Below are 14,503 nucleotides of genomic sequence, written 5' to 3' on the forward strand. Positions count from 1 at the left end.
TTGTAGCGGATCACGGACTCGCGAGCCCGCGACCTCGGCTACTTGAGTGCGTCCTCGACGAGATGGGGACGCTTCTCGTAGACGTTCAGGTGGACGGTCGGGCTGGTCGTGGTGGCCTGACCGTCGATCGCGGTCCACGTGTCCGGATCCGTCAGGTCCCCCGGGATGCCCTGGATGCGGAACCGGCCCGTCCACGTCGTCGTCAGATCGAGCGTCGCCGGACCCTTGTGCGTGTACGTGTGGGTCACCGTCTGGTCCGGGTACGGCTTGCCCGGGTCCGTCGTGGTCAACGGGAACCCCTCGTCGCCCTCGTCCGAGCCGTACGACCAGGTGAACGTGTTCGGGACCGCCTCAACCTGGATCGGGATCTTCTGATCCCCCTCACCCAAGCTGACGTCGAAGGCCTGGGCGACAGCGTCGGTATAGGTGACGGTGAACATGTTGATCAGCACCTGCCCGCCCCCGGGCTGCACCTTGATCGGCGACGGCTTCACGGTCAACGACTTGAACGCCTTCGTAGCCTCGGCCTTCAGGTCGGCAGGGTTCAGACACAGAGCGGCGTTGTCCACCAGCTCCCAGCCCGACCAGTCCGTCGGCTCACCGTCGACGACCTCGCGGGTCGAAACATAGAGCGGGTCCAGCGGCAACGCGCCCTTCGGGCAGTTCGCGTCCGCAACCTTCTGGATCAGCCACGCGCACCCGTCGACGTCACCGACGTCGCTCTCGTGGCAAAGGATCGCGGGCTTGCGCTCGTACTTCCGCGTCGGCAAACCACTCTGATAGGACGCCGGATCGTTCACCTCGCTGCCACCGATGTACCGACCAAGGTTCAGGTGGTCCTTATGGGTGTCACTGAAGATGTCGGATGGATCGCCGCCGCTCGCGAAGGCGGGCGAGCCAAACATTGTCAGGACGAGTGCCGAAGCGACGACCACAAGGCAGCGTCCGCGCATCAATTGTCGCCCGCAGCCGAGACACCGAGAATCTTCCAGCGTGATCCACTGCGAATCACTTCGACACTGAGAACCCCAGAACTCGACGGTTTTGAATTCACGACCTTTGCACCGTCTTTTAAAGTGAACGCCTTCTGCTCAACCCGAACATCTATCGGATAGCCATCGTATAGGGTGTCGCGGTCATATGTTGTGACCACCTTCACCGAAACATCGCCACCGATGCGCCTCCAGTGCTTCTTGTGTGCCTCAATGGCGTCCGCACGATTCCCCGCGCAGAATTCACACTTCTTGGCGACGGAGAGGCGATCCCAGAGCGTTATTCACGTGGCTTGGCGGTAGAACTCGAGGTTGACGATCATGTGGATCACGCTTGGTAGTTCGGTCAGGCGTCCGCGGTAGCCGGCGGACAGGGTCTTCCACTGTTTGAGCAGCGCGATGGTGCGTTCGACCGGGGCGCGCAGGGACGAGATGTGACGGTTGTGCTCGCGGTCCGCGTCGGTGCGGGGCGCGCCCCTGGTCTTGCGGCGCGGGGTCAGGCGGGTGTGCTTGACGTAGGCGGTGTCGGCCAGGACCGCGACCGTGCGGCGCGTGCGGGCGGCGGTGATCTGTTCGGCCCAGCCGACCTCGTCCAGGGCGCGGGAGTCGTGCCGTGATCCGGGCACGGGGGCCGAGACGTCGGCCAGGGTGCCGTCGAAGAACGCGGCGACCTGGACGCCGAGGGCCTGCTTGCGGTGCTTCGCGTTGAAGTTGGTCGTGCCGGTGCCGGCCCTGTTTCCGGTAGGGATCGGGGTGCCGTCGATCAAGACCGTGCCGCGTTCGAGGGCGTCGCGCAGGTGTCGACGGTCCATCGCGGTGACCTGCCCGATGATCGGCATCAGGTACCGCCAGATCCGCGAGACGGTGGGCTGGGCGATCCCGAACAGGTCCCCGGTCAGCTGTTGGGCCAGGTTGTGACGCACCTTGATCAGGATCATCGTGACGGCGCGTCCGAACCCGAGCTCGAACTCGTACCGCTCGGGTCGGGGTCGGCCGGTGTGGACCTGCCAGGCGCGGGCGATCAGCTCGGTCGTCTGGGCGGGGGTCAGCCCGCACGTAGAGTGGTAGCGCATCGGTCCTTCGTTCGTGCTCGATCCTGGCGTAGACAACCTGGATCAAACCGGACGCGAGGACCGTTGCGCTACTTGCCTGAACTTGACCCTGACCAGCACCGACGCAGGTCAGGCGCCAGCAGCCACACGACCCGACCACAGCCGCTGAATAACGCTCCCATTCTCTGGTGTCGCCAGTTCGCATCACGTATGGGTAGAGCCGGAGGAAGTACAGAGCCGTCTTCCTCGCGCCCTCGGCGGTGTTCGCGTTCATGCCTGCCGGCCGCTTCGGCGCACCGGATGCATCCGCGGTCTTGGCGGGGGTTGGCGTCGGGGTGGCACTCGGCGTCACGGCGGGCGTGCTGATGCTCGGGGACGGGTCGACGGCGGCGGCCGTCGTCGGGCCGGCTCCACCGGACCCGCTGCACCCAGCGAGAGCGAGAGCGGCGACCATCACGAGGCTCGCAGCGCCAACGACACGCCGCCCGTCGAGCGGTCGCCGCCGAGCGTCTCGGTAGTGCGCTGGCTTGTCGTGCGTGCTCACGTGGCCCCCTGGGACGTGCGTCGTCGGACGGAACGCGCCGACCCTACCGGGGTGGGCCACTCGTTACGCCACCACGCGTCCACCCTGTGGACAACGACGCCAGGTCACAGCGGCAGAGCACCCCCAGGAACACCCCAACATGCGACCGGCTGCCCAGCCCTCCTACCCCTTGTGGAAAACCGGATCGCCTCGCCCGCGGTATCGGTAGGTTCGCCGACGACGGCGCGAGGGCCGCGTCGTCGTTGGCAACGCGGGGGTGCTGGGGTGAGTCGTCCGGTCGACTGGTCACCGGTCGGGTTGGACATCGACCCGACCCCGGGCGACCCGGTGTTGGTGCTCTCGGGCGGCCGGGAGTACCTCGAGGTCGCGGACGCGATCAACGGGGCCGCCTCAGCGATGGCGAGGCTCGACGTCGACGGGGCGGTATCGGCCGCGGTCGACGCGTTGGTGGAGGCCAGGGACGACACGATCGGTCAGATCCGCAAAGCCCACGCCCGCTACACCGCGGCCGGGGACGCGTTGATCTCGTATGCCAACGTGCTCGAGTCCGTGCAGTCCGACACCGCCCGCGCTTTGGAGGACGCGCGTGCCGCGTTCGACGAGCAGGCCGACGCGACCCGCACCCGGACCTACTACACCCAGCTCGCCGAGGTGGAGACCGACCCCGCCACCCGGGCGACCTACCTGCAGCACGCGGACCTCGCCGCCGACACCCTCACCACTTCCCAGCAGGTCATGGCCCGCGCCCAACGCGAGGTCACGACCGCCGTGGACGTGCGTGACCAGGCCGCCGAGCACGCCGCGAACCACATCCACCACACCACCGCGAGCGACGGGCTGGACGACTCATGGTGGGACAACTGGGGATCCAAGATCGTCGCCGCCGTCGCCGACGTCGCCGACCTCGTCTCCCAGATCACCGGCACCCTGGCCGTGGTCGTCGCGTTCATCCCCGTCGTCGGGCAAGCACTCGCCGGGGCCCTCCTGGTCATCACCGCCGTCACCGCGATCACCTCAGCCCTGGCCAACATCGCCCTCGCCGCAACCGGCAAACGGACCTGGGCTCAAGCCGGTGTCGCCGTCGCCTCGGCAGCCCTGTCCACCCTCGGCCTCGGAACAGCAGCCCGCGCCGCGACCGGGATCTCCAAGACCGCACTCTCGGCCGGCGCCCGGCAGAGCGCGACCGGACTCAAGAACCTCGGCACCAGCGGTCTCCAAGACGGGGCCACGGGGCTCGACAGACAGCCGGTCTGCAAAGTCTCCTTCGGGACCTGCTTCACCGCCGGCACCCTCATCCACACCCCCCACGGCGACCGCCCGATCGAGACCCTGCGGGCCGGGGACCAGGTCTACTGCTACGACCAGACCACCAGCGCCACCACCGTGGAAACCGTCGAGGAGACCTTCGAACGCACCACCCGAACCCTGATCCACCTCACCATCGCCGGACACGTCCTCACCACCACACCCGAACACCCGTTCATGGTCCACGAGCTCGGCTGGATCCAAGCCACCGACCTCCACCCCGGCGACCACCTCATCACCGCCGACGAACGACACGCCACCGTCGACGCCATCGAGACCAAGACCGCGGACGCATCCGACGCGGTGACGGTCTACAACCTCCACGTCCACACCCACCACACCTACTACGTCCTCGCCGGCAACCACCCCGTCCTCGTCCACAACATGGCCGGACACCAGATCGCGCTGGCGGAGCACGAGGCGGCCGGCGGCCACGCGATCGCCCGCCACGTCGGCCGCTCTGACGCCTTTCTCAAGTCGCGCGACATCGAGCTTGCGTCGACCTTCCGGGATGTCGCCGCCGCCGAACGAGCGACGGCAGAGAACCTCCGTGCCAATGCGAAGAGGATCGGCTCCTGGCTGGAAGGAACCAAGGGGCAGCTGCCGATTCGGAACTCCATGAGCCCGGCGGATGGCCGCGTCTACGTGCGCGGGGAAGACCGGTTCGTCTCACCCCACGAGGTTGTTACCTTCTTGCGAAGAAACCCCGCGATGCCAGACGGATATCACATCGTCACGTCGTACCCCACGATCAACAAGGACCTGCTCTGATGGAGACCTTGCTCTATCTCGCCGAGACGTACTTCCACCAGGACTGGGACCTCAACGCACCGACACCGGTCGGTGTCCTCGAAGAGTTCAGCCGAAGCGAGACCGCTGAGACGGTCGCTTCGCTCCGATCCGACGTCGAAGCGATCCTTGCTGGTGATCTCACGGAGGACCAGCTCAGGAATCTCTGGCTGCGGCAGGGCCGGTCCGACTGGGATCCCACTCGTCATGGCTGGGCGACCTTCAGGGACTGGTTCGACAGCATCCTTCGAGCTCTCCCCTGATCCTTCGCGTCACCCGCTCGTGCCCCCTCGACGGCGCCAACGCCCAGACGGCACTATGGACACCCCGGTCCAAGGGCGCCCGCCAGCCCTAGACTCCCAACCATGCTGACCCCCCGTTCCGCCCAGCTCGTCGACGCCCTCCGCACCCGGGTCGTCGTGGCCGACGGCGCGATGGGGACGATGATCCAGGCGCAGGACCCGTCGCTCGCGGACTACGAGAACCTCGAGGGCTGCAACGAGATCCTGAACGTCTCGCGCCCGGACATCATCCGCTCCGTCCATGAGGCCTACCTCTCGGTCGGGGTGGATGCGATCGAGACGAACACGTTCGGCGCGAACTGGTCGAACCTCGCGGACTACGGCATCGACGACCGCATCACCGAGCTCGCCGAGGCCGGCGCAAGGCTGGCCCGCGAGGCCGCCGACGCCCACGCGACCCCCGACCGGCCCAGGTTCGTCCTCGGCTCGATGGGCCCGGGCACCAAGCTCCCAAGCCTCGGCCACACCACGTACTCCCATCTCAAGGGGACGTTCGCCCAGCAGGCGGTGGGCCTCGTGCGGGGCGGTGCGGACGCCGTCCTGGTCGAGACGAGCCAGGACCTCCTCCAGGCCAAGGCTGCCGTGAACGGCGCGCGCGAGGCGATGCGCGAGACCGGGCTGCACGTGCCGGTGTTCGTGTCGGTGACGGTCGAGACGACGGGCACCATGCTCATGGGCTCCGAGATCGGCGCGGCGCTCACGGCGCTGCAGGCGCTCGACGTCGACGCGATCGGCCTGAACTGCGCCACCGGCCCCGACCTCATGAGCGAGCACCTGCGTCACCTGTCACGGCACTCGTCCGCACCCGTGACGTGCATGCCCAACGCGGGGCTCCCCGTCCTCGGGCCCGACGGCGCCAGCTACCCCCTGTCCCCCACCGAGCTCGCCGCCGCGCACACGCAGTTCGCACGGGAGTTCGGGCTCGGGCTGGTCGGGGGCTGCTGCGGGACGACGCCCGAGCACCTGGGCGCCGTCGTCGACGCGGTGGGCGGGCAGTCGATCACCGTGCGCGACCCGAAGCCCGAGAACGGCGTCGCGTCCCTGTACTCGCACGTGGACTTCCAGCAGGACGCGTCGTTCCTGGCGATCGGCGAGCGGACCAACGCGAACGGGTCGAAGGCGTTCCGCGAGGCGATGCTCGCCGGCGACTGGGACGAGTGCGTCGCCATCGCCCGTGCCCAGACGCGCGACGGCGCGCACCTGCTCGACGTGTGCGTCGACTACGTCGGGCGCGACGGCGTCGCGGACGCGCGGGAGGTCGTCTCGCGGCTCGCGAGCGCGTCGACGCTGCCGCTCGTCATCGACTCGACCGAGCCGGCCGTGATCCGGGCGGGCCTGGAGCTGCTGGGCGGCCGTGGCGTCGTGAACTCGGTGAACTTCGAGGACGGCGAGGGCGAGGGCTCCCGGTTCGCGCGGGTGATGCCGCTGGTCCAGGAGCACGGGGCGGCCGTCGTCGCGCTGACGATCGACGAGGAGGGCCAGGCCCGCACCACGGAGACGAAGCTCGCGATCGCGTCGCGCCTGGTGGACACCCTCACCGGCGAGTGGGGCATGAAGCGCGAGGACATCATCGTCGACTGCCTCACCTTCCCCATCGCGACCGGGCAGGAGGAGACGCGCCGCGACGGCATCGAGACCATCGAGGCGATCCGCGCGCTCGTCGCCAAGTACCCCGGCGTGCACACGACGCTCGGGGTGTCGAACGTGTCGTTCGGGCTCAACCCGGCCGCGCGCACGGTGCTGAACTCGGTGTTCCTGCACGAGTGCGTGAAGGCGGGGCTCGACTCCGCGATCGTGCACGCCGCGAAGATCCTCCCCCTCAACCAGATCCCCGACGACCAGCGCCGGGCCGCCCACGACCTCGTCTGGGACAAGCGCGAGTACGACGACGCAGGGAACCTCACGCACGATCCGCTCGCCCACCTGCTGGACCTGTTCTCCGGGGTGGACAGTGCTGCACTGAGGGACGCCCGGGCCGCCGAGCTGGCGGGCCTGCCCGTTGGAGAGCGCCTCGAGCGGCGGATCATCGACGGCGAGCTCAAGGGGCTCGAGGCCGACCTCGACGAAGCCCGACTTGTCGAGGGCATGGCGGCGCTCGACATTGTGAACACGCACCTGCTCGAGGGCATGAAGGTCGTCGGCGAGCTGTTCGGCAAGGGCGAGATGCAGCTCCCGTTCGTGCTGCAGTCCGCGGAGGTCATGAAGACGGCGGTGGCGCTGCTCGAGCCGCACATGGAGAAGGTCGAGGGCGCGGACTCGTCGAAGGGGTCGATCGTGCTGGCGACCGTCCGCGGCGACGTGCACGACATCGGCAAGAACCTCGTCGACATCATCCTCACGAACAACGGCTACACGGTGCACAACATCGGGATCAAGCAGCCGATCACCGCGATCATCGAGGCCGCCGAGGAGCACGACGCCGACGTCATCGGCATGTCCGGGCTGCTCGTGAAGTCGACCGTCGTGATGAAGGAGAACCTCGAGGAACTGACCTCGCGCGGGCTCGCGAAGCGGTGGCCCGTGCTGCTCGGCGGCGCCGCCCTCACCCGCACGTACGTGGAGGACGACCTCGCCGGCCAGTTCGACGGCGTCGTCCGGTACGCGCGCGACGCGTTCGAGGGGCTGAGACTCATGGAGCCGCTGGTGCAGGTGGCGCGGGGAGAGTCGCCCGACGCCGTCGGGCTGCCGGCGCTGAAGAAGCGGCGGCACTCCGTGGTGACGGTAACGCAGACGCCCAAGGACGAGCTGCCCGCCCGGTCCGACGTCGCCGCGGACAACCCGGTGCCCGAGCCGCCGTTCTGGGGGACGCGGATCGTCAAGGGGCTGCAGCTCGCGGACTACGCGGCGTTCCTCGACGAGCGGGCGACGTTCCTCGGGCAGTGGGGATTGAAACCTGGTCGGGGCACCGGGGGCACAGCCGGCGCCTCCTATGAGGAGCTGCGCGACACCGAGGGGCGCCCACGGCTGCGCGCGTGGCTCGACGCGATCCGCGCCGAGGGCATGGTCGACCCGTCCGTGATCTACGGGTACTTCCCCGTGTGGTCGGAGGGCGACGAGGTGGTCGTCGCGCACCATGACGGGCCCGACGGCGGGTCTGAGGGCGCTATGGGGACCGAGCGGCTGCGGTTCCGGTTCCCCCGGCAGCGGCGCGACCGGCACCTGTGCCTGGCCGACTTCATCCGACCGCGCGCGTGGGTCGAGGAGACTGGGCGGTACGACGTGCTGCCCGTCCAGCTCGTCACCATCGGTGACACCGTCACCCCGCACACCGCCCGGCTCTTCGCCGAGAACAAGTACCGCGAGTACATGGAGCTGCACGGGCTGTCCGTGCAGCTCACCGAAGCGCTCGCCGAGTTCTGGCACTTACGCGTGCGCGCGGAGCTCGGGTTCGCGGACGAGGAACCGTCCGATGTTGAGGGGTTGTTCAAGCTCGACTACCGCGGGGCGCGGTTCTCGCTCGGCTACCCCGCGTGCCCGGACATGGAGGACCGGCACAAGGTCGTCGAGCTCCTGAGGCCCGGGCGGGTGGGGGTCACGCTGTCCGAGGAGCTGCAGCTGCACCCGGAGCAGTCGACCGATGCTTTCGTCCTGCATCACCCCGAGGCGAAGTACTTCAGTGTGTGAAGCGGCGGCCAACGAGGCAACGTCTGACGCCCGTTCTAGGCTGGCCTCATGGATCAGGCGAAGCGGGAGACCGCGGCACTGTTGACGTTGCTGCGCGAGCGCCCACGCTCGATGAGCTGGGGCCAGATCGCGGCCGAGGTGTCCTACGAGGGCAGCGCCCTTGCCGTCCTGACACCAAGTAACGACGACGGCCTCTTCGACGTGCCGTTCGACGAAGCCAGGCTCACCGCAGAGTACGAGGCGGTGGAGTCATGGCGACGAGCCGGACTGGCCTTCGTGACGGTTCTGGATGAGGACTACCCGCGCAGGCTACGCGGAATCCGTGAGACGCCACCGTTCCTGTTCTATGAGGGAGCCCTGGTCCCCGATGACGAGGGCATGTCCGTGGTCGGGTCCCGAGATGCGACGCGATGGGGTCTGGATTTCGCGGCCGACGCGGCCCAACTCCTGGTGAGTGAGGGCATGACCGTCATCGGCGGCCTGGCGGCCGGGGTCGATACTGCCGCGCACCGTGCGGCCCTCGACGCCGGCGGGCGAACCGTCGCGTTCCTGGGCACCGGCATCACGAAGTCGTATCCGCAGCAGAACACCGCGCTCCAGCGAGAGATCGCCGCGCGTGGGCTTGTCCTGTCCCAGTTTTACCCCGACGCCCCGCCAACGAAGCAGACGTTCCCGATGCGCAACGCGTCGATGTCCGGGTACGGGGCAGCAACCATCGTCGTCGAAGCGAACGAGCACTCGGGGACGAGAATCCAGGCCCGCCTGGCCGGCGAGCACGGCCGACCCGTGGTCCTCACGTCGCGTGTCGTCGAGACCACCGATTGGGGGAAAGAAACGGCGCGTCGGCCGAACGTCTGGGTCGTCCACAACACCGAAGACCTCACCCACGCCGTACGGGAGATTCGCGAAGCTCCGCGCCGGCTCGAGAACGCGTTGGCTGCCCTGGCCGCCGGATGACGCGGACGCTCCCCGCCGCGGTCCGGCCGATCGCCGACGCGCTCGAACGCTCGGCCGGCGGGTATCTGAACAGCGTGATCCGGCTTCCGAGCGTGACCTGCGACGTCTGCGCCGGTCCACTCGTGGGCGACGAACGAGTCTGCGGGCCGTGCCGCGCGCACGTACTGACCGGGCTGCCAGTCGCTGACCGCGTCGGCTCGCTGGTGTACGCGCCGAAACTCGACCTCAAGGGCCACCTTCCACAGGTCTACAAGGTCGTGCGCAACTACAAAGAAGACAACGCAGATCGATCGCTCGTGGGCACGATGTCAGCGCTCACGGCACTCGCGCTGAGAGGGCACGCGCGCTGCCTGGCTCGCCTGTCCGACACCTCCACGTTCAACTGGACGATCGTCCCCTCGACGCGGCGCCGGAGGGCTCTGCATCACATCGTCAGCGGCATGGCTGCCAGGCCGGGGTACGAGATCGAGGTCCAGCCCGCCGAGCAGATCGAGCGTCCACGCTCCCTGTGCCCACAGAACTTCGTCGTCCCTGCGATCGGGGCCCTCGCGCATGTCCTCGTGATCGACGACTCCTGGGTCCGCGGCGACCACGCGCAGTCGGTGGCGGCCGCACTCAAGCTCGCCGGCGCTCAGCAGGTGTCGATCCTCACGGTCGCGCGTCCTCAACCCGACGTGGCCACCGACGCGCGAGCTCATGACGCACCATCTCGCGAACCCGAACTTCGACAAGGCGCGCTGCCCCTGGACGGGAGGAAGCTGTCCGCAGGAGGCGCCAACGGCCCCCTGACTCGGGCATGCTCAGGCGCTCCGCCACTACAGCGAGCCGCGAAGTGCGGCCGTCGCGAGCTCGCTGATCTGTCGGATGAGCATCGCCGGCACGACCGCGACGTCCAGCGGCCACTGCACGACGTCGATCTCAGTGTTCCGCACCCGATGCACGACTGGTGCCGCGCCGTGGGCTCGGGAACCCGCGTACACGAGGTAGCCCCGACCAAGGCCAAGCGCCGTGCAGTAGGCGTGCACCTGGTAGACGTCGGCCGTCGGATAGCCGCCGTCTTGGTACCCGAGCTTGTACTTCGCGTCGAACACTAGCCACGGGGCACCGCGCACCATGTGCACGACGTCGGGCTTGATCCGCACCAGCGAGTTCTGGTCGAGCCACGACCGGTACTGTCCCTTCGTCTGTCCCAACGGCGAGAGGACGGCGAGCGACTCTCGGAGCGCGGTGGTCACGAAGTCCTCGAACACGACGGCCATGTCCACCACGAACGCCGCTACCGGCGCCCCGCCCGCCGACGTCGACAGGCCTATCGCTCGAAGCACCAGCTCCGCGAGCCGGAGCGCCGGCTGGTACCGCTGGTTCGCCCGCGACGGCGACCATGCCGGCAACGGCGCGCCGGGTACGAGTGGGGACACTCCGTCCAGCCGCCCGGCGAGGTGCATCAAGCGCGCTCGAATGCCGCCCGGCAGCCTCGGAACGAGAGAGGCCCGGTGCAGCGCGGCTCGGAGGATCTTGTTCTCCGCGATGTCTGCCTCGTACTCGTCGAACGTCACCTCCAGCGGCAGCAGCATCCCGGGGCGGGTGGCGATCTGGTCGGCGACACGCATCCGCCCGCGTAGGACGGCCAACGACTCCTCGCGAGTCACGTACCCCTGGAGCACGCCCCGTCGCAGCGCGCGGTCGGCGAGCCTCGCGAGCGTCTCTCCCACGGCCGACCAGAGGTCGTCAGCTTCCGACCCACTCACCTCGTGCGGAACGAAGCCGGGATCACGCGCGAACCCGAGCATGAACAGCACGGACGCGAACGACGCCTTGGGGTGCACGACGACGTCGAGGTGGCCGACTCGCACTGCGCCCACGCGGTTCACCACAGGAACCAGCCGCCAGCGTCCTACGCCGGAGGGTTGGACGTCGACAAGCCGCACACCGGCCAGCGCGGTCGCGTCCTGGTCGCCCAGTGCGACGACAGTCCCGTTGGGTTCGTTCTCCGCGAGATCGACGCGCATCACGCGCTCGATGCAGGATCAACTTCGCTCGCGTCGGCCTCGGCGTCCGCCATGACGAGGCGACGCTGGAGCGTCTCGAGCCCGAACTGTCGACCGATCTGTTCGCGGGAGAGCCGACCGTAGTAGTGCTCCTCAAGAAGCGGCAGGACGTCGTGTCGCCACACGAGTTCCAGTCCAACATCCGAAGCGGCCTCGTCGCGCATGAGGTAGGACGGGCCGACCTTGAACTCCCGGTCTTCTTCACCGATCTCTCGGTTGAGGGCCGCCAAGAGTGCTGCCCGGTCATCGTGCTGCCCGTTCGCCGCGAGCCACCGACTCAGCAGGCCTGCGACGGGTTCGACGTCGGGGTGCATCTCGATGAAGGAGAACCGTCGCCGGATCGCAGCGTCCACCATCGCGATGGACCGGTCGGCGGTGTTCATCGTCCCGATGATGAAGAGGTTCTTCGGGAGCGTGAACGGCGTCTCTGGTGAGTACTGCAGCGTGACGTTCTCCTCGCGATACTCGAGGAGGAAGTACAGCTCGCCGAACACCTTAGCCAGGTTGCCCCGGTTGATCTCGTCGATGATGAGGACGTACGGCACGCCCGGGTTCGCGGACGCGTCGGACGCAATACGTCGCAACGGCCCCGGGACCTTGTCGAACGTGAGCGATCCGTCCCCCTGCGCCCGCGGCCGGAACCCCTCGAAGAAGTCCTCGTAGGCGTACGAGGGATGGAACTGCACCAGCTGGACCTGCTCGTCGCCGGCCACGCGTCGCGCGATCTTTCGCGCCACGAACGTCTTGCCCGTGCCGGGCGGACCGTGCACGATGACCTGCCGCCGCGACTCCAGCAGCCCGATGTACTCGTCAAGCCACGCGGCGTCGGTAAAGGTCTCGCGGACGAGCGCGTCGTCCGCGCGCCTTAGCCGTACGGGTCTCGACGGCGCAGGGGCCGTTTCGGATTCGTCCGGCGCCTCGGCGTCGAGCTCCGGGGCGTCAGCGAACAGCTTCTCCAGGGCGTCACGCGCATCCGTCAGGTCGATCACGCTGCGCGACGGGGTCGCCAGGAGGCTCGGTACCGGGGCGGGCAGGGTACCGACGCCGATCGGATCGGCCTGCCACTCCACGGCGCGCCGCAGCCGGGGCTCCGTGTCGTAGAACGTCGGTGGCCCACTGACCCGCCCCAGCCAGGCCTGGTCGTCGTGCCGCGCGACGACGACGTCCCCGTCCTGCATCCTTGCAAGGAAGGCAAAGTAGTCCTCGGTCAGTCCGATCCGCTGGGCGTAGTCGACATGGTCGTACCGGTCGTCGATCACCTCGCGCACCTGCGCTTTGGTGACCTCGTCACCGAGGTCGATCATGTGCGTCGCCGCCAACGAAACGTAGGAACCCGCGAGCCAGCCGCGGATCAGGTCGCTGCCGCTCGGTCTCGCGCGGACGGCCCACGCCCGCTCGTTGGCCTTCTTGTGCCGCCACCATGTCGAGAGGAACGGCTCAGCGTAGAAGTCAATCGCTTCGCCCTGCTCCGTCTCGATCTGCTCGCGGATCTGGTGCAGGTCCCTGTCGACCGCGATCCCGTCTTCCCCGGTCGCGCCGCCGATCGCGTACGCGAAGGTGTCGCGAATCTGCCGCCTGTGGTCGATGCTGACTGACGGCTCGTAGAACTTCGGAAACGTCAGGTAGAGCAGGCACGCCTGGATGCTCGGGACGGGCCAGTCAACAGCGTCGGCCACCTCGTGGAACTTCCAAGGGTCCTGGCGGGCGCTCTCTTGTTTGTCCGGCGAGAGCGCACACCACACCTTGACGAACTTCGACAACCAGACGAGGTGTCGCCACGCGTACTGGACATAGCCCTGGCCACCGTGCCAGACGCCGTCCGTCTGGAAGCCTTGCTCCATCACGTCCGGGATCGACGGTGCGTCGTCGAGCCACGACAGGATCCGGCTGACGTGCTCGCGCTTCGTGTTCGCTCCAACCTGCTGATGAATCAGGGGAAGCTCCCGCAGGTACGTCATCTCGGCAACCAGAAGGATCGCGGGCCGCGAAGCGCCGGCCATCTGGTTGCCCAGTTTGACCCACGTCGACTCTTTGCCCTCGTCCAACGCATCCTCGATGCGATGCCGCACCTCCTCGGCAGCGTCCGCGGTCCAGATTCGTTGTGACGGATCCACGAGGGACAACTGGTCCCCCAACATGCGGTCAAGAACAGGACGGGCGGCGTCCGCCGACGCAGTGGAGTGCGTCGGCGGGTTGTTCTCCGCAGATCGCAGCGTCATGACACACCCCCTTCTAGGACAGGCCGGCAGCCATCTGGACGAAGCGGTCGTACGACGCGCAGGCAGCGGTCGGCATCATCGATTTCTCGCGGATCGACTTCGCAATGGTGGGAGAGTCTGACTCGGCGTACTCCGCGCCAGCCTTTCGGGTAAGCAGCTTGAGTCGGTGTTTCGGATCTACAATCTGCTCAACGTCGCCCGCGCGGCGCGGGACAACACCGCGCCACGTCCGTGGTCGCACTGACTCTACGGCCTCCGGAAAGAGGAACCACCAGGCTTCAGTCATGTGCACCGGGACTGCCGGAAAAGCATTGTCCAGCGCACTAAGCGTCTCGGCCAGTGCCACCTCGACCTTCCCATCTGGATCGTGGCCGTCCGCATCACGATGTACCACGACGGCAGCGACGGGCCCCTGAGCCGCCTCAAAACCGGCGACTGCCTTCCGAATGTCGGCAACCCACTGCCGCTGAGCCCGCACGCCGGCAGTCCGCGTCAGCGAGACGGGCTTCGGCTTGGGCTGGACCCGCCCCTCCAGCACAGGGTTCGCGGCAACGATGAGTTCTGCCATCGCGCGGGCATCGTTCATGTTTTCGCCAAACGTCAGCACCACGCCCGGCCGTTTACGCCGCGTCGCACGTGGCCGCGCTCTACCATTCGAGCGGCTCATGCAG

General features: G+C 68.0%; 9 protein-coding genes and 1 pseudogene. 4 read left to right on the forward strand and 6 right to left on the reverse strand.

Annotated elements, in window-relative coordinates; all coding sequences use genetic code 11:
• Nucleotides 1–38 precede the first annotated feature (38 nt).
• From KDY119_RS09985 to KDY119_RS19405, 3 genes and pseudogenes are all read right to left on the reverse strand, one after another.
• On the reverse strand, nt 39–953 hold the full coding sequence (locus tag KDY119_RS09985) for a hypothetical protein (protein ID WP_148284134.1): 915 nt from the start codon (nt 951–953) through the stop codon (nt 39–41).
• Between the two features lie 323 nt (nt 954–1,276).
• Entirely contained in the window at nt 1,277–2,065 is a 789-nt protein-coding gene (locus KDY119_RS09990) for a transposase family protein (protein ID WP_036944245.1), read from the reverse strand.
• 160 nt (nt 2,066–2,225) lie between these two features.
• A pseudogene (locus KDY119_RS19405) lies at nt 2,226–2,498 on the reverse strand (DUF6318 family protein); the annotation flags it as partial.
• A 354-nt stretch (nt 2,499–2,852) separates the two neighbouring features.
• Here KDY119_RS19405 and KDY119_RS09995 point away from each other — a divergent pair.
• From KDY119_RS09995 to KDY119_RS10010, 4 genes are all read left to right on the forward strand, one after another.
• Nucleotides 2,853–4,664: a polymorphic toxin-type HINT domain-containing protein gene (locus KDY119_RS09995; protein WP_148284133.1), complete on the forward strand. Its 1,812-nt coding sequence runs from the start codon at nt 2,853–2,855 to the stop codon at nt 4,662–4,664.
• On the forward strand, nt 4,664–4,945 hold the full coding sequence (locus tag KDY119_RS10000; RefSeq protein ID WP_036949959.1) for a contact-dependent growth inhibition system immunity protein: 282 nt from the start codon (nt 4,664–4,666) through the stop codon (nt 4,943–4,945). The genes KDY119_RS09995 and KDY119_RS10000 overlap by 1 nt, the downstream gene beginning before the upstream one ends.
• A 102-nt stretch (nt 4,946–5,047) precedes the next feature.
• Nucleotides 5,048–8,608, forward strand: coding sequence for a methionine synthase (metH, locus tag KDY119_RS10005; protein ID WP_153022267.1), 3,561 nt, complete (start codon nt 5,048–5,050; stop codon nt 8,606–8,608).
• 48 nt (nt 8,609–8,656) lie between these two features.
• Entirely contained in the window at nt 8,657–9,565 is a 909-nt protein-coding gene (locus KDY119_RS10010; RefSeq protein ID WP_036949953.1) for a DNA-processing protein DprA, read from the forward strand.
• 815 nt (nt 9,566–10,380) lie between these two features.
• Here the strand turns inward: KDY119_RS10010 and KDY119_RS10015 are convergent.
• The 3 genes from KDY119_RS10015 to KDY119_RS10025 are packed head-to-tail and all read right to left on the reverse strand — an operon-like array spanning nt 10,381 to nt 14,442.
• Nucleotides 10,381–11,574 (reverse strand): McrC family protein, encoded by a 1,194-nt coding sequence (locus KDY119_RS10015; protein WP_036949951.1) that lies wholly within the window; start codon nt 11,572–11,574, stop codon nt 10,381–10,383.
• Entirely contained in the window at nt 11,574–13,832 is a 2,259-nt protein-coding gene (locus tag KDY119_RS10020; protein WP_083890814.1) for an McrB family protein, read from the reverse strand. The genes KDY119_RS10015 and KDY119_RS10020 overlap by 1 nt, the downstream gene beginning before the upstream one ends.
• A 13-nt stretch (nt 13,833–13,845) precedes the next feature.
• The gene (locus tag KDY119_RS10025) at nt 13,846–14,442 is read right to left on the reverse strand and encodes a hypothetical protein (RefSeq protein ID WP_036949949.1); all 597 of its coding nucleotides are present in this window, start codon (nt 14,440–14,442) and stop codon (nt 13,846–13,848) included.
• Nucleotides 14,443–14,503 lie beyond the last annotated feature (61 nt).

Source organism: Luteimicrobium xylanilyticum (assembly GCF_009429125.1).
Classification (GTDB): domain Bacteria; phylum Actinomycetota; class Actinomycetes; order Actinomycetales; family Cellulomonadaceae; genus Luteimicrobium; species Luteimicrobium xylanilyticum.

What these genes read in the sequence shown, in the direction of transcription:
- KDY119_RS09985 (WP_148284134.1), bottom strand. Translation starts at nt 953, where the DNA reads ATGCGCGGACGCTGCCTTGTGGTCGTCGCTTCGGCACTCGTCCTGACA.
- KDY119_RS09990 (WP_036944245.1), bottom strand. Translation starts at nt 2,065, where the DNA reads ATGCGCTACCACTCTACGTGCGGGCTGACCCCCGCCCAGACGACCGAG.
- KDY119_RS10000 (WP_036949959.1), top strand. Translation starts at nt 4,664, where the DNA reads ATGGAGACCTTGCTCTATCTCGCCGAGACGTACTTCCACCAGGACTGG.
- metH (WP_153022267.1), top strand. Translation starts at nt 5,048, where the DNA reads ATGCTGACCCCCCGTTCCGCCCAGCTCGTCGACGCCCTCCGCACCCGG.
- KDY119_RS10010 (WP_036949953.1), top strand. Translation starts at nt 8,657, where the DNA reads ATGGATCAGGCGAAGCGGGAGACCGCGGCACTGTTGACGTTGCTGCGC.
- KDY119_RS10015 (WP_036949951.1), bottom strand. Translation starts at nt 11,574, where the DNA reads ATGCGCGTCGATCTCGCGGAGAACGAACCCAACGGGACTGTCGTCGCA.
- KDY119_RS10020 (WP_083890814.1), bottom strand. Translation starts at nt 13,832, where the DNA reads ATGACGCTGCGATCTGCGGAGAACAACCCGCCGACGCACTCCACTGCG.